The organism is uncultured Paraglaciecola sp., assembly GCF_913020055.1.
Taxonomy (GTDB): domain Bacteria; phylum Pseudomonadota; class Gammaproteobacteria; order Enterobacterales; family Alteromonadaceae; genus Paraglaciecola.
On the sequence record NZ_CAJWCF010000029.1, the window covers coordinates 1 to 19,432 of the forward strand.

At 39.7% G+C, this 19,432-nt stretch carries 20 protein-coding genes and 1 pseudogene; 4 read left to right on the top strand and 17 right to left on the bottom strand.

The window, feature by feature from the left end; all coding sequences use genetic code 11:
• The 5 genes and pseudogenes from QZ488_RS08180 to QZ488_RS08200 form a co-directional block, all read right to left on the bottom strand.
• A pseudogene (locus tag QZ488_RS08180) lies at positions 1-587 on the bottom strand (purine phosphorylase); the annotation flags it as partial.
• A gap of 184 nt (positions 588-771) precedes the next feature.
• A complete protein-coding gene (folE, locus tag QZ488_RS08185; RefSeq protein WP_293747428.1) occupies positions 772-1,326 on the bottom strand; it encodes a GTP cyclohydrolase I FolE in 555 nt (184 codons plus the stop codon).
• A gap of 191 nt (positions 1,327-1,517) precedes the next feature.
• Complete coding sequence (locus QZ488_RS08190; RefSeq protein ID WP_293747430.1) at positions 1,518-1,700, bottom strand: hypothetical protein; 183 nt, start codon at positions 1,698-1,700, stop codon at positions 1,518-1,520.
• Positions 1,701-1,747: 47 nt separating this feature from the next.
• Positions 1,748-2,176: a CopD family protein gene (locus tag QZ488_RS08195; RefSeq protein ID WP_293747432.1), complete on the bottom strand. Its 429-nt coding sequence runs from the start codon at positions 2,174-2,176 to the stop codon at positions 1,748-1,750.
• 8 nt (positions 2,177-2,184) lie between these two features.
• Positions 2,185-3,864 (bottom strand): chloride channel protein, encoded by a 1,680-nt coding sequence (locus QZ488_RS08200; RefSeq protein ID WP_293747434.1) that lies wholly within the window; start codon positions 3,862-3,864, stop codon positions 2,185-2,187.
• Positions 3,865-4,050: 186 nt separating this feature from the next.
• Here QZ488_RS08200 and QZ488_RS08205 point away from each other — a divergent pair, with 186 nt between their 5' ends.
• Both QZ488_RS08205 and erpA read left to right on the top strand, forming a co-directional pair.
• Positions 4,051-4,755: a DUF6776 family protein gene (locus QZ488_RS08205; protein ID WP_293747436.1), complete on the top strand. Its 705-nt coding sequence runs from the start codon at positions 4,051-4,053 to the stop codon at positions 4,753-4,755.
• 116 nt (positions 4,756-4,871) lie between these two features.
• A complete protein-coding gene (erpA, locus tag QZ488_RS08210; protein WP_007641372.1) occupies positions 4,872-5,216 on the top strand; it encodes an iron-sulfur cluster insertion protein ErpA in 345 nt (114 codons plus the stop codon).
• An 82-nt stretch (positions 5,217-5,298) separates the two neighbouring features.
• Here erpA and QZ488_RS08215 read toward each other — a convergent pair whose 3' ends face one another.
• The 8 genes from QZ488_RS08215 to rpe form a co-directional block, all read right to left on the bottom strand.
• On the bottom strand, positions 5,299-6,120 hold the full coding sequence (locus QZ488_RS08215) for a DUF1338 domain-containing protein (protein WP_293747447.1): 822 nt from the start codon (positions 6,118-6,120) through the stop codon (positions 5,299-5,301).
• A gap of 24 nt (positions 6,121-6,144) precedes the next feature.
• Positions 6,145-7,617 (bottom strand): succinylglutamate-semialdehyde dehydrogenase, encoded by a 1,473-nt coding sequence (gene astD / locus QZ488_RS08220; RefSeq protein ID WP_293747449.1) that lies wholly within the window; start codon positions 7,615-7,617, stop codon positions 6,145-6,147.
• A gap of 2 nt (positions 7,618-7,619) precedes the next feature.
• On the bottom strand, positions 7,620-8,654 hold the full coding sequence (astA, locus tag QZ488_RS08225) for an arginine N-succinyltransferase (protein WP_293747451.1): 1,035 nt from the start codon (positions 8,652-8,654) through the stop codon (positions 7,620-7,622).
• A gap of 25 nt (positions 8,655-8,679) precedes the next feature.
• Entirely contained in the window at positions 8,680-9,885 is a 1,206-nt protein-coding gene (locus QZ488_RS08230; RefSeq protein WP_293747453.1) for an aspartate aminotransferase family protein, read from the bottom strand.
• A gap of 258 nt (positions 9,886-10,143) precedes the next feature.
• A complete protein-coding gene (locus QZ488_RS08235) occupies positions 10,144-11,307 on the bottom strand; it encodes an HDOD domain-containing protein (protein ID WP_293747455.1) in 1,164 nt (387 codons plus the stop codon).
• 125 nt (positions 11,308-11,432) lie between these two features.
• Positions 11,433-12,059, bottom strand: coding sequence for an aminodeoxychorismate/anthranilate synthase component II (locus QZ488_RS08240; protein ID WP_293747457.1), 627 nt, complete (start codon positions 12,057-12,059; stop codon positions 11,433-11,435).
• 24 nt (positions 12,060-12,083) lie between these two features.
• Complete coding sequence (gene trpS, locus QZ488_RS08245) at positions 12,084-13,088, bottom strand: tryptophan--tRNA ligase (protein WP_293747459.1); 1,005 nt, start codon at positions 13,086-13,088, stop codon at positions 12,084-12,086.
• Positions 13,089-13,128: 40 nt separating this feature from the next.
• A complete protein-coding gene (gene rpe / locus QZ488_RS08250; protein ID WP_293747461.1) occupies positions 13,129-13,800 on the bottom strand; it encodes a ribulose-phosphate 3-epimerase in 672 nt (223 codons plus the stop codon).
• Positions 13,801-14,122: 322 nt separating this feature from the next.
• On the opposite strand from rpe, the gene QZ488_RS08255 reads away from it, so the two are divergent.
• Together QZ488_RS08255 and QZ488_RS08260 are read left to right on the top strand one after the other, a co-directional pair.
• On the top strand, positions 14,123-14,767 hold the full coding sequence (locus QZ488_RS08255) for a TorF family putative porin (RefSeq protein WP_293747463.1): 645 nt from the start codon (positions 14,123-14,125) through the stop codon (positions 14,765-14,767).
• Positions 14,768-14,927: 160 nt separating this feature from the next.
• Positions 14,928-15,230, top strand: coding sequence for a hypothetical protein (locus QZ488_RS08260; RefSeq protein ID WP_293747465.1), 303 nt, complete (start codon positions 14,928-14,930; stop codon positions 15,228-15,230).
• A gap of 23 nt (positions 15,231-15,253) precedes the next feature.
• Here the strand turns inward: QZ488_RS08260 and QZ488_RS08265 are convergent, their stop codons facing one another.
• From QZ488_RS08265 to aroK, 4 genes are all read right to left on the bottom strand, one after another.
• Complete coding sequence (locus QZ488_RS08265; protein WP_293747467.1) at positions 15,254-16,087, bottom strand: Dam family site-specific DNA-(adenine-N6)-methyltransferase; 834 nt, start codon at positions 16,085-16,087, stop codon at positions 15,254-15,256.
• Between the two features lie 72 nt (positions 16,088-16,159).
• Positions 16,160-17,626, bottom strand: coding sequence for a DamX protein (locus QZ488_RS08270; RefSeq protein ID WP_293747469.1), 1,467 nt, complete (start codon positions 17,624-17,626; stop codon positions 16,160-16,162).
• Between the two features lie 58 nt (positions 17,627-17,684).
• Positions 17,685-18,752, bottom strand: a complete 1,068-nt coding sequence (aroB, locus tag QZ488_RS08275; RefSeq protein ID WP_293747471.1) for a 3-dehydroquinate synthase — start codon at positions 18,750-18,752, stop codon at positions 17,685-17,687.
• A 39-nt stretch (positions 18,753-18,791) separates the two neighbouring features.
• Positions 18,792-19,307, bottom strand: coding sequence for a shikimate kinase AroK (gene aroK, locus QZ488_RS08280; RefSeq protein WP_293747473.1), 516 nt, complete (start codon positions 19,305-19,307; stop codon positions 18,792-18,794).
• Between the last annotated feature and the right edge of the window lie 125 nt (positions 19,308-19,432).

A 19,432-nucleotide genomic window follows, 5' to 3' on the forward strand; every position in this document is an offset into this window, starting at 1 on the left:
ATTTCCTCTGGGTGAATAAAACCATAGTTTTCATATCGAGGGGCATGAGGATCAGCTTTTTCTCGTTGTTGGTATTGTTTCAATGCATTTTCATAATAATCAGGTAAGACAAAGCTTCCAGCATTCTTTGGATCAGGATTGACATAAACAGATTCATCGTGGAAATACCAACGTTCTGGGACAGAAATGTCGCCAGGGCGAAAATCAGGATTGACGGCACCGGCAATGCCCATCATCACTACTCGGTCAATAGGGAAATAATCTAGTGCCATCTGCATTGTCATAGCGGCATTAGGTACGCTTATGCCTGTCGTAAATATAACTACCGGCTCGCCTTTGTATGTACCCAGTTGGTACTTGACCCCTCTGATAGTCAGAGTTTGATTTATTTCTGCATCAGCTAGTTGCGCGAACGCTTGGTCAATGGCTTTAATTTCTGGTGCATAGGCGGCAACAATCGCAGTCCACTTGTTTTTGTCTGTAAATTCTTTTGGCCCATAAACGCTAATATCTTTTGCATAGGAGCTTGAAGCGTTTAGTAAGATGCCAAAAATAAAGAAACATTGGACGCGGAGTTTTTTAAACATAATAACTTTCTCGTTAATGAAACATGCTAATGCTCGTTAATAGTGCAAAGCAATAAAAAATATTGGGTTAAGTCCTGGTTATTTAACCTTGACTGCACCAGCTTAGAGAGCTTTATTTCTCAGACAGTAAAGTATGGGAAATCCATGCCAATAGTTGTCGGCATGGCTTTATCCTATTAGAAATTTATTTGCCAATTAGGCGCAAAAATTCATTTCGGGTGGCATCAGATGTACGCATAGAGCCCAACATAACAGAAGTTATCATCGAAGAATTTTGCTTTTGTACACCGCGCATCATCATACACATGTGTTTGCCTTCCATAATCACACCTACACCAGTAGCCCCTGTCACTTCTTGCACAGCATCGGCAATTTGTTTGGTTAAACCTTCTTGGATCTGTAGGCGTCTAGAATACATATCTACAATACGGGCAAACTTTGATAAGCCCAAAACTTTCCCATTAGGTAGATAGGCTATATGGCAACGTCCTATAAAAGGCAAAATATGGTGTTCACACAATGAGTAAAACTCGATGTCTTGTATAATGACCATTTCATCTGTGTCTGCTTCGAAAATTGCACCATTTACAACACTGTCTAAATCTTTTTCATAACCGTCGGTTAAAAACTGCATTGCTTTCGCTGCGCGCTTGGGTGTATCTACCAACCCTCCACGGCTGACGTCTTCCCCTAAAATTGAAAGAATATCTGTGTAATGGCCGGCTAATTTATCTGACATGTAATTTGACTCTTCGATGAGTGATATGAATTGAGTTTGTATAGGTACTACAGGAATAACCCAAAATTAGATTACTGGATGATAACATTTTCTGCATCGAGTATTAAATACCGTCGTTACATTTATGTCTCGTACCAGTCCAATTATATATCGCTAAATAATTAGGTTAGCAGTTGTGAATTGGCCGTGGTTTACACCCTTTTTCCTTTTGGTTGCAAGGATAAACGAAATTCAATCATATAGTGATCAAGAGCCGTTTTGGCTTCCTCATAGGCTTGGGCATAACCTTCAGATGCGGGGTGTTGTATATATTCTTCAAAGGCTGAGTCAGTCTGGTCTATTAATGACTTTAAGCGCTGTTGGTTGATATCCATATCGATTCTCCAGATTTTTAATTAAAATTTAATGTTCGATTATTGTTTTATAGAAACTTTACAATTGCTAGAAGGATAATAGCCAAAACGACTAACACCGGCGCTTCATTCAAAAATCGATAAAAACGTGACGAATGGGTATTTTGGTCATTGGCAAAATTTCGTACTAATACAAACAAGTAGAAATGATAAACGTATAAAGCCAAAACCAATATCAGTTTAATATGTAGCCATTTGGCCGTCACAAACCACTCTTTGCCATACAAGGTTATTAACCACACTCCAAATATTAAGGTCAATAAGGCAAAAGGGGTGACAAAGTACCATAACCTTCTCTCCATTATCTTAAACTGATCTTTCACTGCCTGCACATCAGTCTGAGCATGGTAAACCATTAACCTAGGCAAATAAAATAGCCCAGACATCCAAGCAACCATAAAAAATACATGCAGCGCTTTTATCCAAAGTAAGGTCATTTTTGTTCCTAGTAACTAGCTTTATGTAAATGGTGTCTGAGTGTTTTCCACTTAATAATACCGACTATTTGCTCTGAAGTAGTCGAAAAAATATAAACTGCACCGTCTCTGTTAAGTTCTAGTATGCGATACACTTCGGCTAACGTAGCTTGAAAGTCGACCCCTTGCATTGGCGTGAAGGTTAAACGTTTTGATTCACTGTCTTTGCCTTTGTCATAATTTACTAACGAATATTCAGTTGCCCCTTCTTTGCCAACAGAAAATTGCACTATAGCGCTATCCTGCTCGTTATCTAAGGTACTGATAAGTTGCTCATTGCCCTCTTTTAACAGCTTGAAATTTTTATCCATTACAGCTAACACACCGGTCTTTTGTAATGATTCCATGACTGACGAAATAGTGTAAGGCAATTTTTGGTAATCTAGTTGTTGAGTGAAAATAGAGCTATTACCTAAAAATTGTGTGGAAGTTACATAGGCAGGAACAATGACCAAAATTGTGGGTAGGATTAACTCTGGACTATAGGATAACTCCATAACGGCAGACAAAGCCGCCAAAGGTGCATGAATAACTGCGGTCATTAATCCAGCCATGCCCAAAAGTGAAAAACTACCATTTAAGTTACTCACATCATCAATGAAAAAGCCCAGTGGATACGCAAGTACCACACCACTTAGCATGCCAATAACAAACACTGGACCTATTATACCGCCGGGGATACCAAGCCCAAGTGCAAAAATGGTCAATAGAAATTTTGCCGCTATCACTCCGATAAGTAATTGAATATTTTCATTTTGTGCGATTAATAGGTGAGCTGAGTGGAAATGTGCACCTAAGGCATCTGGTAATATATATCCAACTGCCCCGGTAATTAGGCCTGCAATTAACAATCGGCGAGCCATATTGATACGGCCAAATCCGCTGATCACCAGCATCAATGATTTATTGAATAACGTGGCTAGGCAACCAAGTAAAATGCCAAAGATGATTAAATATAAGTATATCCACTGACTAAACTCGTGAAATTGAATAAAAGACAATTCTTGTGCTTCACCAAATACGATGCGAGTTAAAACAGTGCCACAAGCGGCGGCCAGCATCACAGGTATAAAAATATGGATTTTGTATTCTCGTAATACAACTTCCATAACAAAAATCACCGCTGCGAAAGGTGTGTTAAATGAAGCAGATATACCCGCTGCAATACCGCAACCAGACAAAATACGAATACTGTTGTGTGGAAACTTCAACCACTGACCAAAAAAGCTACTGCCGAATGCGCCTAAATGAACAGAGGGGCCCTCTCGGCCTACTGAAAAACCAGAGACTAAGGCCAAAGTGCCACCCAAAAATTGGTTTATGGCGGTCCTAAACGGAATGTGTCCAAAGTAGTGTTTAACTCGGTGAATAACAAATGGAATACCCATGCGATAGTGTTTAAAGCCGGTAAGATAAGCGATTAATACAATGGCTAATGCGCCTACGCACGGAAGAAGAAAACGCATATATGGCTCTAAAGAGGCAAAATCATTGAGTTCTGGTAAGAATAACCTCTGCAGCCATTCAACGCTTAAGCGAAATAGAATAATTAAAGATGCAGCACAAATTCCGCCCACAATGCCGATGATACACAGCTGAATTGAGGTACGTGGAGTCGCAAGTTCTTGTCTAAAAGCGTTGAGGTTCACAATTATAAAATTGACTGATAACTGAGATGGTTTTCAGCTTATCACAAGTCTTTGTATTTTATAGAGTTAAGCTTTTGGGTACGGTTAAAAAATTCAATTGTTTGATAAATCATTCGACCAATCCAAATAACTAAATGATAATATCCGGCTCACTTAGAAACGCTTTGTAGGTTTAAAGGGCATCCATTGATAATTTCTAAACTAAAGAAAAAATTTGGCGCATTTCAGTTTTATTTGATTTTTTTATTGATGATTGCTGCCACTTTGTATGCAGGTTTTTTCTGGGGGAACGCGCATTATGCGCAACAAAAAATGATGTTATCCACTCATGAAAAAAGCATTCAAAACCTCAAACTAGAAAATGAGAAACTGACTAAAAATTTAAATATTTTAGGTGTTGAACTTGAAGTAGCAAGACTGACTCAGCAAAAACATTTTGTAGAAATTGGCAAAAGTATCGATACGGAAAAAGAGTTACGCACTCAACTCGCTTTTTATCAGCAGGTAATGGCACCAGAACTAAATGAGCAGGGTTTTTTGATTGATGGATTTAATCTTGAACCAGCCTTGAGTGATAATTCTTATCGGTTTGAGTTAGTCCTGATGCAGCAAAATAAGACTAAGAATATTCTAAGGGGAAATTTGCAGGTTATTTTGATTGGCAGTGAAGCAGGTAAAGCAAAACAATATTCGATTGATTCTTTGTTAGCTGATCAAGAGCAGAAAAGTCTGACCTTTGGTTTTAAATATTTTCAGGTGGTTGAGGGTGAAATTAGATTACCAGAAGGTTTTCAACCAGAACAAGTATCGGTACATGCGGATATTTTCCAATTTAAACGTAAGAAAGGCGAGTTAACCACTATTTTCGATTGGGCCATTAACCCCAACTAGAAGTAAGGGACATGAATTCAAGTTAATTAGTCTTAGTGAATAGTTGACCATATTAGTCAAGTATTAGATAATCCGCCTAATTAAGAGTTATTTTACTTTTTATACCGAGACAAGTTATGACAGTGCAAATTGCGTTACCGATTGAATTTTCTGATGCTGCCGCTAGAAAAGTAAAAACGTTGGTAGAAGAAGAAGAAAATCCAAATTTAAAACTACGAGTGTATGTCACTGGTGGTGGCTGTTCTGGTTTCCAATATGGTTTCACTTTTGATGAAAAAGTGAATGAAGGCGATACCACTATTGATAAAAACGAAGTGACTTTAGTAGTCGACCCTATGAGTTTACAATATTTAGTTGGCGGTGAAGTGGATTATACTGAAGGGCTAGAAGGTTCTAGGTTTTTAGTGACTAACCCTAACGCAACCACCACTTGCGGTTGCGGTGCTTCTTTTACTGTTTAGCACCAACTCAAGTAAATAGTAAACAGAAAAAAGCCAGCTGAGGATAGCTGGCTTTTTTAATGCAACTAATTCAATCTTGAATCTATTGCGTATTAGTACTTTCAAATATTTTATCAGCAGATGCAGCAACAAAACCTTGGTATAATTTACCTGTTGGCATTTTATAGCGCTGAGAGAATTCATAAAAACAGCTAGGCACTAGTTTTTTGCCGTTGCTGAACTCAACTTCTATCTGATCTGCCATGGTAGATGACTGGGCCAATAAAACCTCTGGTCCACCTTTGATTTCACCACCTGAGTTATTTAAAACAAAGCCAGATTCTTTCAATAGGGTATTCATCTGTGCCAGTGATTTAAAATGGCCCATGTGATTTAAACTCACGGTAAAATGATTGGCTCTAAATCCCCAGGCTGACATCCAAGCCGCATATTCAGAATGTGCCACAAGGGTTTCATATTCTTGTGTGCTGATTTGCCAATGTGTACCTGAATACAAAAAGTTATCTTGCTGCGCTACATTGTCATCCATGTCATCAGTCATTTTTTGGATGATTTGCTGAACAATTGGCGGCATTTCTTCGACAATTAGCTCACTGATAAACACTTTTGGCTGAGTTTCGTCAGCATGTTCGAAGTGTTTGGCACGTAACTTTTTTTCAATAAAGTCATACTGACCTTGCTCTGTATAGCCTAATGCTAGGAAATGCGCTGCAAGTTTATCTAGGTTGATTTTTTCGATATTAAACGAACGTAACGCAATATGGTCATTGCCTAACTTAGCGCTTTTACCTAAATGCTCAGATTCATATCCTTCCAATAAATCATGTACTTTTTTTGCCGAAGGCGTGATGGTTAAATAGTCTTGCCATAAATGGCTAAACAAGCTATCTATTTTGTTGTGCATAGCGCTAAAACTCTTGTTCTAAAATTAAATACTTAACCCAGGGCTTAAGGTACCAGGCAATGTTGTTTTTTCTAATTCGACAGATGCAACTGGGTATGCACAGTAGTCAGCAGCATAGTAAGCACTTGCTCTATGATTGCCGCTGTCGCCAATTCCACCAAAAGGTGCGGCACCACTAGCGCCAGTAATTGGCCTATTCCAGTTGACTATACCGGCACGAATTCGTTGGTAGAAATGTTGGTAGTCCGCTTGGTTATCCGCTAATAAACCAGCCGATAATCCAAAGCTGGTATTGTTCGCTTCATCTATGGCTTGGTCAAAATCACTATAACGAATGACTTTCAGTAGCGGGCCAAAATGTTCTTCATCAGGCATATCTTTAAGAATGTCGGTTACGTCAATAATACCTGGGCTAACAAAACCAGACTCAATGTCTAGGTGTTTCAGTTCTACTAGTGGGGTAGCACCAAGTGCAACTAACTGTTGCTGTGCCTTAACCATTAAAGACGCCGCATGTTGTGAAACCATAGCGCCCATAAAAGGCTGTGTTTCAGCATCATACATACCCACTTGAATGTTGTTGGTCGCTTCAATCAATTTTTTAAGAATTGCATCACCAGCCTCACCTTGTTGAATAAACAAGCGGCGTGCGCAAGTGCAACGTTGACCTGAGGTGACAAAGGCAGATTGAATGATATCGTGCACTACCGCATTGGTATCAGCTGCGTCTTTGACTATGAGTGGGTTATTGCCACCCATTTCCAAGGCCAGAATTTTTCCAGGATGACCAGCAAACTGTTCATGTAACAATCTACCAGTACGTGAGCTACCGGTGAAAAATAAACCGTCTAATCCGCTATGCGCAGCAAGTGCTTTACCTGTTTCTACTTCACCTTGAACCATGTTTAATACTCCAGCAGGCAAACCGGCTTGCTGCCATAGCTCTAAAGTTTTTTCAGCAACAACTGGGGTAAGATCGCTCGGTTTAAACACAATAGTATTACCAGCCAGTAGGGCAGGAACAATATGTCCGTTTGGTAAATGCCCAGGGAAATTGTACGGGCCAAATACGGCTACAACGCCATGAGGTTTGTGTCTAATAAATGCTTTGCCTAATGGCATGGCGTTTTCTACTGTGCCTGTACGCTCGTGGTACGCTTTTTCAGACAAAGCAATTTTGCCTATCATGGCGCCTACTTCAGTCGCCGTTTCCCATAGTGGTTTACCGGTTTCCTGAGCAATGCTCAAAGCAAGTGCTTGTTTATTTTCAGCTAACAATTCAGCAAACTTTTTCACAAAGGCTAAACGCGCTTCAAAAGAGAGATTACTCCAAGCGACAAAGCTCGAACGGGCCGCTTTTACTGCTGAATCTACTTGCTCTTGAGAAGCTGACTTCGCCTGCCAAATAGTACTTTTCTTAGCAGGATCAATTGACTGAATGTCGTGGCCTTCACCGGCGTGCCAGTTTCCTGCAATATAATGTGTATGATTATTCATGTTTATGTCCTGAAATGGGTAGGAGCAAAGCGAATACTGTCGCCATCACTTATACCGAGTGCATCGGCGGCTTGTTGACCAATAGTGACATGCTCTAAATCGACATTTATAGAGAGTGATGTACACACTCCACGAAAGTCTTCAACTTTGGTATTTATGACAAAAAAGTCTCTTTGCTTGTCAGTAATCTCATCAGTTACTTTCACCTGCATTTTTCTACTAGCTTGTGCACTACGAATATGTTTTAAATTCGCTTCAACAGTTGGACCTGCATCAAAAATATCGACGTAACCTCTGCAGCTAAAACCTTCTTGTTCGAGAAGTTGTAACGCCGGTTTGGTTTTTTCATGCACTTGACCGATTACTGCTTGAGCTTGTTTACTCAGTAAGTTCACATAAATGGGATACTTTGGCATAAGCTCAGCAATGAATTGTTTTTGACCTATACCTGTGAGGTAGTCGGCAGTAGGGAAATCCATCGAGAAGAAATGCTCTTCCAACCATTGCCAAAATGGTGACTGGCCGTTTTCGTCGTTGATACCGCGCATTTCGGCGATAATAGTTTCAGCAAAACGTTGTCTGTGTTCCATCATAAACAAAAAGCGAAATTTGGATAATAATCTTCCGTTTAAGCCTTCTCTAGCATTTTGTCGTAAAAACAATGTGCATATTTCAGACACACCAGTGTAATCATTACATAAGGTAAGAATTTCGACTGGATTGTAAATATTCAGTTCGCGAGAAGCATGAACAACCTTACTCAAATGATAATGATAAAAGGCGTCGTCTAAACCCACGCTAGATGCAATACCGCTTGTACCCACCACTTCTTTGGTATCTTGATCTTGCATGACAAACAAATAACTTTCGTCACCTGGCTCAACTACCTCTTTTGCAAAGGCTTGAACCGATTTGTCTATTTTACTTCGAAGCAATACCTCGTTAACGGGTAACGAGGTAAAACCAACCCCAGATTCTTGGGCAATTTCATACAGCGACGAATAATCGTCGCGCTGGATTGGGCGAATGATTTTCATGTTCGCTTACTCACTTATAGGTTGCTTAGCCGTTAACTACTTTCGCTACTGCTCTTTCAAAACGAGCAAGTCCTTCTTGAATATCTTCATCAGGGATAATCAGAGAGGGGGCGAAACGCACAACATTAGCACCAGCAATCAAACACATTAATTGTTCTTCTGCGGCTGCCACTAAAAATTCACGGGCTCTTCCAGCAAAGTTTTCACTTAATGCTGCACCTAAAAGTAGGCCTTGACCGCGGACTTCGGCAAAACAATGGTATTTATCATTAATTGCTTCCAGACCTTTACGGAAAAGTTGTTCTTTTTGTTTTACACCATTCAATACTTCTGGTGTGTTCACAATATCCAACACTCTTTCGGCTACAGCACAAGCAAGTGGGTTACCACCATAAGTACTGCCATGGGTACCTATCTTTAAATGTTCAGCAATTTTAGTGGTTGTAATCATGGCACCAATTGGGAAACCGCCACCAAGTGCTTTAGCCGTTGTGAGAATATCTGGCACTACTCCGAGTCCCATATAAGCATAAAGGTCACCTGTTCTGCCCACTCCGGATTGAACTTCATCAAAAATAAGTAGTGCATTGTGTTTATCACATAAAGCACGCACGCCTTTAACAAAGTCACTGGTTGGACTAATTACACCACCTTCACCTTGTAATGGTTCCATCATAACCGCACATGTTTTGTCGGATATTAATGCTTCAAAACTAGCTAAATCATTATAATCTGCATGTTCGATAGCACCAGGCTTAGGCCCAAAACCGTCTGAATAGGCTGGTTGTCCACCAACAGTAACGGTAAAAAAGGTACGACCATGAAAACCTTGTTTAAAAGCGATAATTTGATCTTTTTGTCCGCCAAAGTGGTCAAGAGCAAAACGACGAGCTAGCTTTAATGCCGCTTCGTTAGCTTCAGCCCCAGAGTTGGCAAAATATACTTTTTCAGCAAAAGTGGCGTCGGTTAACTTTTTGGCTAAGCGCAGTGCCGGCTCATTAGTTAACACGTTGCTCAAGTGCCAAAGTTTTTCACCTTGCTCTGTGAGCGCTGAGACAAGCTCAGGATGACAGTGACCCAATACATTGACTGCAATACCGCCAGCAAAATCGATGTATTCGGTACCTGCTTGATCCCACAAGCGAGAGCCTAATCCTTTTACCGGAATTATTGCCGCTGGATTATAGTTGGGAACCATTACTTCATTAAACAAGTCGCGAGTTACATTCATACTATTGCCTTACAAGTGTCATATTTTGGTTACAAAAGGAGCGATAGTATGGCAGAAGGTTTGGCTCTTGTCTTTATGCTTATGAAATGCAAAGCGCCATTTTTAAAGGGGTTCACCTAGTTTTGCATGAATAGTGAATAACTATCTAATTAATGAGAATACAGTTGATACTGGTAGTGTCATGTAATACCAATACTGCAAACCAGAATTGGTATATTTAGTGATTTTGATGATGTTGCATGAATATGCTTAAAAAAATTAATCGTTGTTCATACTCAGGTCAAGTGAGCGCATATCCGTTGTTTTAAGTATCTCAAGTGAGCCTTTTGGCATACGTAGTGCGCGAACAAAGTCTTTAGATTGTTGTAAATCAATCAGTTTATGCCCTTTTAGCATGCGATATTGAGTATAGGCTTTACCTTGCTTTAATACTAAACCTAGGGGAGACATGTCTTTTGCAGGTTCATTATTTGCAACTTCAAACATCGCATTGGCGATAAAGACTCTTTGCATGGCCATTTTATCAATTAAGTTTGCACTAATATTGAGTGCGTATTTATCGATTAACTGATTCAAAAATGAACCTGATGGCGTAACTCTAGTCAAGGCAGAGTGTTCCTCATGCTTTTGAGCTTGTTGAGATTCCATTAAGGCTTCCCGCAACACTGTTTCGAAAAGTCTGAAATACAACTTTGTCACTACTACTTTACCCATCATCTGAAACATCCCAAGGCAAAATGCATTGTTTTGATTCACTCCCGACACTGAGGCTATTTGTTTGCATGAAATCGCAGTGGCTAGTGCCTCTTCCCAAATTCTTAGTTTTATTTGCGGATAAGGGTCGGTTATTTGAGGTAATGAACGTTTGAAAGCAAGGGATGTGAGAACAATAATTAGATTTTCTAAGCCAAAAAAGTTCAGACCTACACGCATAGATTCAACTAATACCACATTGCCTTTGTTGTCCAAACGTCTATATTTTGGTTGGTTAACCAATTTCATTAAATCATTGAAGAACCAAGGTAATTCAGTGGCAAGGGGTTCAATTTTTGAAATAGTGGCGGCTTTGATACACACTAAGTCGAGTAGTTCTGGTAGGACCCTATCTATTCCAATTATTTTGGAATAAAGGTGGTCTGTATCTTTTAGGCTTTCATCTAGGCGTTTTGCAACTTCAATATCTACTTGTTCAGCTATTTCACCAAGAAAGTTAAGATCGGATTTAGTATTTAAGTCTTTTTCTCGAATCGCTTGTTTTTCTACTCGTAATAAGGACCTAGCAGTTTTACTTTGCTCAATCTCGATTACATTTAAAGCGGGTTTCCCCTCATTGAGTACACTTTGTTGTGCAGTCTTGGCATCCAAAAATAACGCTTCAAAGCGCTGCTTAACTAGTTCTTCTACGTTTGTGGTTGCACTCATTAATTATATTTTTCTTATGAAATAGCTTTGATGAAGGATTTTTTAGAAAGTAATTATCTTTATAGGACAATAATTAATATTAGTCCTTAATATTACATTAATACCGGAAAATTTCTATAGTCAAGCTATAGTGCTTTAGTTGTAATTTGGCTGTTAATAAATTTATTTAGGATGTGATGTCCAAACTCTGTTAATAAAGATTCAGGGTGAAATTGTACGCCAAAGATAGCTAAGGTTTTGTGTTCAATCGCCATGATCTCAATTTGTTCTGATAGTTCTTCAGACGCAGTACTGTCCTTTATAGTGTTAAAACACCAAGCGGTTATTTTAAAGTCTTCGGGAATACTTGCCTTTTCCAACACCAACGAATGATATCGCGTTGCGGTAAAAGGCCGATTAATATTTTTAAATAAGGTTGATGCTTGGTGATGGATTACGGAGGTTTTTCCATGCCTAATTTGTTTGGCGTTAACTAGGCTGGCACCAAAAACTAAGCCGATTGCTTGGTGGCCTAAACACACCCCCAAAATGGGGATCCGACCGGCAAAGGTTTTGATAGCTTCAAGGGTTATTCCTGCTGATTGCGGCGTACAAGGGCCCGGTGAGAAGACTAAATAATCAGGCCCTATTGCGTTAATTTCTGCACAAGATATTTCATCATTGCGCACCACTAATACCTCTTGTCCCAACTCCTCAAAATAACGAGCTAAATTATGAGTAAATGAATCATAGTTGTCTATCAACAGAAGCATTGTTGAGCTTAAGTACTGGCTAATTTAAGGACGTTTAACAAAACCTACCGCTTCGTATGCTTTTGCTAGTGTGACTGCTGCTCGTTGGCTGGCTTTTTCTGAACCTTCATGCATTATTCTGTTTAGCTCAGTTTGATCGTCACGTAACGCATGAAACTTTTCTTGTATCGGTTCAATCAGCGCCACTACTGCATCAGCTACATCAGATTTTAAGTGACCGTACATTTTATCTTCATAGCTTGGCACTAGGGCTTCAATTGAAGTGTTAGTGGCACAGGACAATAGGCTCAATAAATTGGATACCCCTGGTTTTTCCGAGGTATCAAAGTAAATACGCGCTTGGTCATCAGAATCTGTTACCGCACGTTTAATTTTCTTGGCAATCTTTTTGGGATCTTCTAGCAGACCAACAAAGTTGTTAACGTTATCGTCCGACTTAGACATTTTCTTTGTGGGGTCTTGTAAACTCATCACCCGAGCGCCAAACTCAGGAATATAAGGGTCAGGTATGCTAAAGGTTTTGCCATAAACGTTGTTAAAACGTGTAGCGATATCTCTTGCAAGTTCAAGGTGTTGTTTTTGGTCATCACCCACTGGCACTTGATTCGCTTGATACAATAAGATGTCGGCCGCCATCAATATTGGGTAAGAATATAACCCGGCGTTGATGTTAGACACATTTTTTGCAGACTTATCTTTAAACTGAGTCATGCGATTCAGCTCACCCATTTGGGTATAACAATTCATCAACCAAGCTAATTGTGCATGCTCTGGCACATGAGACTGCATAAAAACAGTACTCTTAGCGGGATCTATTCCACAGGCTATATACAGAGCTAATCCGTCTAAGCAAGCTTGGTGCAGTGCCTTAGGGTCTTGCCTTACAGTGATCGCATGTAAATCAACCAACATATACAAACAGTCATAATCATCTTGCATATTGACCCACTGACGAAGTGCACCCATATAATTGCCAATGGTGAGTTGTCCTGAAGGCTGGCAGCCGCTAAGTACAATTGGTTTTGTCATGTTGATTGTTTCTACTTATTACATAGTGTTGAAAGAAAGATTATTTAACCAAAGCAAGTTCAGAGCGCATTTGTTGGATCACTTCGTGATAGTCAGCTTGGTCATAAATAGCGGAACCAGCTACAAACATATCTGCTCCTGCTTCTGCAATGGCGCGAATATTATCGACTTTTACGCCGCCGTCAATTTCTAATCGAATATCAAACCCCGATTGATCAATTAACGCACGAATCTGCTTTAGCTTTTCTAGGCTTTGAGGAATAAAAGATTGGCCGCCAAATCCAGGATTAACAGACATTAACAAAATATGATGCAACTTATGCATCACATGGTCGAGATGCTGCAAAGGAGTGGCAGGGTTAAAGACTAAACCAGGCTTACATCCAGAATCTATAATTAACTGCAAACTTCTGTCTACATGCTGTGAGGCTTCAGGATGAAAGCTTATGTAGCTAGCACCAGCATCGGCAAACTGCTTAATCATATCGTCTACAGGTTGCACCATAAGGTGAACATCTATGTCCGCCGTTACACCGTGTTTGCGCAATGCCTTGCAAACTAATGGACCTATAGTCAAATTTGGCACGTAATGGTTGTCCATTACATCAAAGTGCACAACATCAGCGCCGGCAGCCAATACATTGTCTACCTCTTCACCCAACTTAGTAAAGTTTGCTGATAAGATAGAAGGCGCGATTAAATAAGGTTTCATTATTTTCCTTGCTTGCAAAAGCCGATACTTTACAGAAAAATCTAAATAGACAAAAGCACCCTCTTTGCACCAACAATGTTGTCTCGCACTCTTATGGTGCGATTGGCATGTCGATAAATAGAAAGTTAATCGGCCTGCAGATATTTATTTTTTAAAAATAATCAATAAAAACATGGGTTTAAGTTATTGTCGTGGTATGTTGTTTTGTTTGCTGCATTTAGGCATCAGATTTGCGTTAAGTAGTAAACAAAATAAAAATAATATGCCAGAAAGCCTAATTTAATTACTGAAAAAATATAATAAATACAATCGGAGTATACACATGAAAACTTTAAAAATTACTGTAATTGCCGCCGCTGTTTTAGCTGCATCTAGTTTTAGCCAAGTAGCATTAGCTGAAGGTAGTGTAAGTGCTAATATCGGCTATGTTTCTCAATATCATTTCCGTGGTATCCAGCAAACTGGTGGTGGATCTGCTAGCGCTGGTTTAGATTATGAAAATGGTGGGTTCTATGTAGGTACTTGGGCAGCAGATGTCGCTGATGGTTTAGAAATTGATCTTTATGGTGGTTATGGAATCGAGCTGGACAGTGGCCTTTCTCTAGGTCTTGGGGTAACTACTTATCAATATACAGGTGATTTTGACTCTGCTTACAACGAAGTAAATTTAAGCGCAGGATACGGTTTAGTCAGTGTTGGTTACAGTAAAGGTAAATGGGACGGCGTAGTGGGTGATGAAGCCGCAACTGAAGGTGACTATTCTATCTTAACGGTTTCTCTTGAAAGCAATGGTTTTAGTGGTACTTTTGGTACTTATGGTGCAGATGCCGAAGGTGAATACTTTGAAGTGGGATACGGAACTGAGATTGGTGGTTTCGATGTGGGTGTAGGTGTAATCTTCAGTGGTTCTGACCTTGATGATGATGAAGCAATGTTCTTCTCACTAAGCAAAGCATTCGATCTATAAAATTGATTTAAACAGTCAATTTATATAAAGGCGCATTGATTGCGCCTTTTTTTATACCCAAAGAATAACGACAAAGTGCCTAACAAATGAGGTGAAGTGCAGTTGTCGCTTATTCAATTACAGGTATAATGCAACAAAGTATGTCAAATTGGATAACATTATGAATAGGAAGTCAAAATCGTTGTTTACTTTCACTGGAATATCCTTAACCGGTATAGCCGCAGTGGCTATGTTAAGTTTTTCTCAGGTGTCGTTAGATAATCGAAATATGTTTTGTGGAAATTTAGAACAAGCTGTTATTGATCATGAGCTACCTGTTAGTCATCCTGCAAATAGATGCGCCACAGAGCATTCACAAGGTGTGAGTTGGTCTGAATGGTTCACTGGGCGTTCAAGCTCATACCAGTTCCATTTTATCGATTTACTCGAGCTGTTATCTCGCTCAAGAAGTAGTGAAACCTAAACCCCAAAACAAAATAATTTGAATTAGTCAGCCTGATAGAGGGCTAACAATTCAGCCACTTTTAATCTACTACTGCCATTTTGACTAATAAAGCGACTGACTTGAAGTTTAGTCATATGCGCGCCTTGGTATATATCTCTGGTAAATTCAGTATCGTGATTGCTAACCAAAACTGGAATGTTACGAGTGTAACCAGCACGATGTGCCAAAGATGCTAACTTAACCTGATTGTCCAAAGTAAAGCCTCCAGTAGCATAACTATTGAACATAGCCGTTTTGCTTATGGGTGCGTAGGGAGGATCACAATATATCACTGAGCCCTTTCGTGCCCTGGCGAATACTTTCTCAAAAGAGTCACAGGTAAAAGTCGCTAGTTGAGATTTTTCTGCAAAGTACCACAGTTCTTTTTCTGGGAAGTAGGGCGCTTTATATCTGCCAAAAGGCACATTAAATTTACCACTATTGTTATACCTGCATAGACCGTTGTAGCCGTGCCTATTTAAATAAAGAAATAATAGTGCTCGCTCATAGACATCATTACTGTCATTAAACTTTTGTCTTATTTGATAATAAAGTTGTTCATCGTTATGAACTGGAGTGAAAAGCTTAGCGCTGTCCTTAATGTAATCAGAAGGTTGGTGTTTGACAATATTGTATAAATTAATTAAATCGGGGTTTATATCATTGAGCAGGTATTTAGAATAATTGGTGTTCAAAAATACCGAGCCTGCGCCAACAAATGGCTCAATCAGCTTTTTAGCTTCTGGAAGTTTCGCGTTGATGTCTTCAATTAGCTTGTATTTTCCGCCAGCCCATTTTAAAAAGGCCCTGTTTTTCTTATCTGTCGTTACTGCCAATGTTTCAACCAAGTCGAGCCGCTAATTTATCAGGCCGAATTGTAACGGCACTGAGCATAAACAACAATTAGCTTAGGGCGAAGAGTTACTTATTTCTTGTTTGACTTGCTTAACACTCTTAACAAATGGACTATTTGTTAATTTGCTCTTCATTAAAGTGGCTATTTCTGTTCTTGCATCTTCAATTGAAGGAAAATGTTGGTTTTTTAATAACACATACCAATCTGCTCCATAACGACGGGTTTTATATAACCAAAGTTGCTGGTCTAGCTGCTCATCCTTTATGTAATCGAGCAATATACTAATATTAGCCATCGCAGCGATTTGAATTAGATAGTTTTCTGTAGGTAATGCCAACAACACATCATGTTTGAGTGTGAGAGGATTGTCAGATTGAGTGGGCTCTAGGCTACTAGACTGCAATTTTTTCTGTTCGACAACCGGTTCAAAACTGACCTTGTCTTCGACTTGATAATCATTGACGGTGTCAGTTTGTATTTCGACTTCTTTAATTTCAATAGGCGGTTCTGGGAATGCTAATAACTCCACCTTTACTTCAGCTTGTGGCTCAATCGTACTAGTTTGTGAAAGTATTTTGTTTGACTGCTCTTCAAATTTAGTACTTGCTGTATTCCAATCAGTAACTAGCTTGTCTTTAGTGCTAATTTTCGTCGTGATAGGTGCATAGGCTGGTGGTTCGAGCTCTTCAATCGGTAGAGGTGCTTCTTGAGCTACTGTAACGGGCGTTGATTCGACCACTATGGAAACATCAGAGGTCTCTGCGGATTGCTCTGGAGTCGATAGTTGAGCAGTAATATATGACACCATTGAGCTCACTTTTTCAGGATACTGCCAGCTCAAAATCCCAGCAAAAACAGCCAAGAAAACCAATCCGAACAATGTGGCTACCCACCATTTTTTATAAATAGGTGGGGAAACGTAAGATTGAACATGACGACCTTCTATACGTTGGGCAAACTTCTTCCGTTTATCTTGTATAAACGACTCTAAATCAGAAAATTCATGACTTTCAGATTGTTGCTGATAATTTTGGTTATTTAATACTATCGGTTGATCTTTAGATTTAGCCCCTAAACCCAATTTGGCAGACTCAGCCCAATCAGAGAGACCCATTAGCAGTACGTTGAGATGTTGTTTATTGTTGGCAAATCGACTCTGTAAGACCAAATCCCACAGCTCTTTAACCAGCTTTTCAGGCAGCTTTTCAGCGTGAAAAATACTTATCAATATTCGACCGTTATGATTATTCAGAGGTGCAAGTAACTGGTTCAGAGGTCGATTAAAGTCAGCATCTTGGCTTTGACTGATGAGTTGCCGAAATAACTTCTCTCGGTAGATGACTAAAGGGGTTAATTCATTTGCAGTGAGCAAGGCTAGGTCAGCTTGTTCATTTTGATGTTCAAGAAAACTTTCTACAACTTGTGATTGCTGCTGAATTTTGTCGCTACACACAAACACAAGTTGTGAAGAGTAACTGATTAGATAGTCTAATCGGTTGTTCAGTTCTGACGCTGCCATTTTCATATACCTAGGTAGTGATGTTTATTGCGTCAATGCAATAAACAAAAATTTAATCCTAAGAAAGAATGGCGCGTAACACCTCTTCAGAAATTTCATTTGTGACAACCGCTTTACCAATCCCTTTTGGAATGACAAAGAACAGTTGACCAGCTTGGACCTTTTTATCGTGGCGCATATGTCGAATAAAGTCGTCATAAGTCATATCACTAGGTGCAAGCGTTGGTAAATCAAATGCTTTAAGCAAAGATTCGATGCGACTGAATTCTGACGCTTCGAGCCAATTCATCTTAGTTGCTACTGCAGAAGCAAGAACAATGCCTGTTGACACAGCTTCGCCATGCAACCAGTTGCCATAACCTTTTTCAGCTTCAATCGCATGACCAAATGTATGGCCTAGATTCAGTATGGCTCTTAGGCCAGACTCTCTTTCGTCAATAGCGACTATTTCTGCTTTTATTTCACAACACCGAGCAATCATGTGCTGCATTGCTGCGAGATCTTGCTGTTTGATTGCTTGTTGATTTTCTTCTAACCAGATAAAAAATTCTGGATCGTAAATCACTCCGTACTTGATTACCTCTGCCATGCCAGCAGCAAATTCACGTTGAGGTAAAGTACTTAAACTATTGGTATCGATCAGTACCGCTTTAGGTTGGTAAAAAGCACCAATCATATTTTTACCTAAAGGGTGATTAACAGCTGTTTTCCCGCCCACAGATGAATCAACCTGAGATAATAAAGTGGTAGGAATTTGGATGAAGGGCATGCCACGCTGGAAACTAGCAGCCACAAACCCAGTTAAATCGCCGACAACACCACCGCCCAAAGCGATTAAAGTAGTGTCACGCCCTGCAGACATTTCTAACAACTTGGAAATGACCATTTCAAAACTTTGCAGGTTTTTGTGTTGTTCTCCGTCAGGTACAACAATTTTACTCACGTCATAACCTGTTAAGGCTTGACTGACAATGGGGAAATAAAGCGGATCGACCACATCATTGGTCACAACAACTACTTTTTTTGTAGTGAGGTGTTTGGTTAAAACCTCAGGATGGGTAAGTAGATTTGCTTGGATTAATATAGGGTAGCTACGCTCACCCAACTCAACTGTTAGTGTTGCCATAAGTAGCTAGCCCTATAATTGCTATATAAGAAAGGAGTGTTACAGACCTATTTTTCCAATGATCTGATTTGCCACAGCGCGAGCACTTTGATCATCTGTATCAACAATATAATCGGCTGCATCTTCATATAGTGGATTGCGTTCTTCAGCTAGATTACGCAATACTGTTTCTGGATCATCTTTTTGTAACAACGGACGACGTTTATCACGCTGAGTTCTAGCAACTTGTTTATCGATCGTAGTTTGCAAATAAACAACTATGCCTCTCGCCGATAACCTGTTTCTAACATTTTTACTGACCACCGAACCACCACCTGTAGCCAAAACAATGCCTTGTTTATCGGTTAAGTCGTTAATGATGTTTTCTTCACGTAGACGAAAGCCTTCTTCACCTTCAAGATCAAATATCCAAGCGATATCTGCGCCCGATCGTCTCTCAATCTCTTGATCGGAGTCAAAGAATTCTAAATGAAGTTCGTCTGCAAGGTGCCTACCAATAGTGCTTTTACCAGCACCCATGGGGCCTATAAGGAATATATTACGTTTTTCAGCCATTTTTGCTTATTTCACAACTATGTTTAAGGGGTAGAAAGTTCGTGCGGCTACCCTTTTATGGATTAACCAGACCTCGTCGAAAATTTCGAGGCGACGATTATCTCAGTTTTACAGTGAATTTTGCA

Excerpts from the sequence above, each read along its gene's own strand:
- QZ488_RS08255 (WP_293747463.1), top strand. The coding sequence starts at position 14,123 with ATGAAAACTTTAAAAATTACTGTAATTGCCGCCGCTGTTTTAGCTGCA.
- erpA (WP_007641372.1), top strand. The coding sequence starts at position 4,872 with ATGACAGTGCAAATTGCGTTACCGATTGAATTTTCTGATGCTGCCGCT.
- QZ488_RS08190 (WP_293747430.1), bottom strand. The coding sequence starts at position 1,700 with ATGGATATCAACCAACAGCGCTTAAAGTCATTAATAGACCAGACTGAC.
- QZ488_RS08195 (WP_293747432.1), bottom strand. The coding sequence starts at position 2,176 with ATGACCTTACTTTGGATAAAAGCGCTGCATGTATTTTTTATGGTTGCT.
- QZ488_RS08240 (WP_293747457.1), bottom strand. The coding sequence starts at position 12,059 with ATGCTTCTGTTGATAGACAACTATGATTCATTTACTCATAATTTAGCT.
- rpe (WP_293747461.1), bottom strand. The coding sequence starts at position 13,800 with ATGAAACCTTATTTAATCGCGCCTTCTATCTTATCAGCAAACTTTACT.
- folE (WP_293747428.1), bottom strand. The coding sequence starts at position 1,326 with ATGTCAGATAAATTAGCCGGCCATTACACAGATATTCTTTCAATTTTA.
- QZ488_RS08260 (WP_293747465.1), top strand. The coding sequence starts at position 14,928 with ATGAATAGGAAGTCAAAATCGTTGTTTACTTTCACTGGAATATCCTTA.
- astD (WP_293747449.1), bottom strand. The coding sequence starts at position 7,617 with ATGAATAATCATACACATTATATTGCAGGAAACTGGCACGCCGGTGAA.
- aroB (WP_293747471.1), bottom strand. The coding sequence starts at position 18,752 with ATGGCAACACTAACAGTTGAGTTGGGTGAGCGTAGCTACCCTATATTA.
- astA (WP_293747451.1), bottom strand. The coding sequence starts at position 8,654 with ATGAAAATCATTCGCCCAATCCAGCGCGACGATTATTCGTCGCTGTAT.
- QZ488_RS08230 (WP_293747453.1), bottom strand. The coding sequence starts at position 9,885 with ATGAATGTAACTCGCGACTTGTTTAATGAAGTAATGGTTCCCAACTAT.
- QZ488_RS08215 (WP_293747447.1), bottom strand. The coding sequence starts at position 6,120 with ATGCACAACAAAATAGATAGCTTGTTTAGCCATTTATGGCAAGACTAT.
- QZ488_RS08235 (WP_293747455.1), bottom strand. The coding sequence starts at position 11,307 with ATGAGTGCAACCACAAACGTAGAAGAACTAGTTAAGCAGCGCTTTGAA.
- trpS (WP_293747459.1), bottom strand. The coding sequence starts at position 13,088 with ATGACAAAACCAATTGTACTTAGCGGCTGCCAGCCTTCAGGACAACTC.
- aroK (WP_293747473.1), bottom strand. The coding sequence starts at position 19,307 with ATGGCTGAAAAACGTAATATATTCCTTATAGGCCCCATGGGTGCTGGT.
- QZ488_RS08270 (WP_293747469.1), bottom strand. The coding sequence starts at position 17,626 with ATGGCAGCGTCAGAACTGAACAACCGATTAGACTATCTAATCAGTTAC.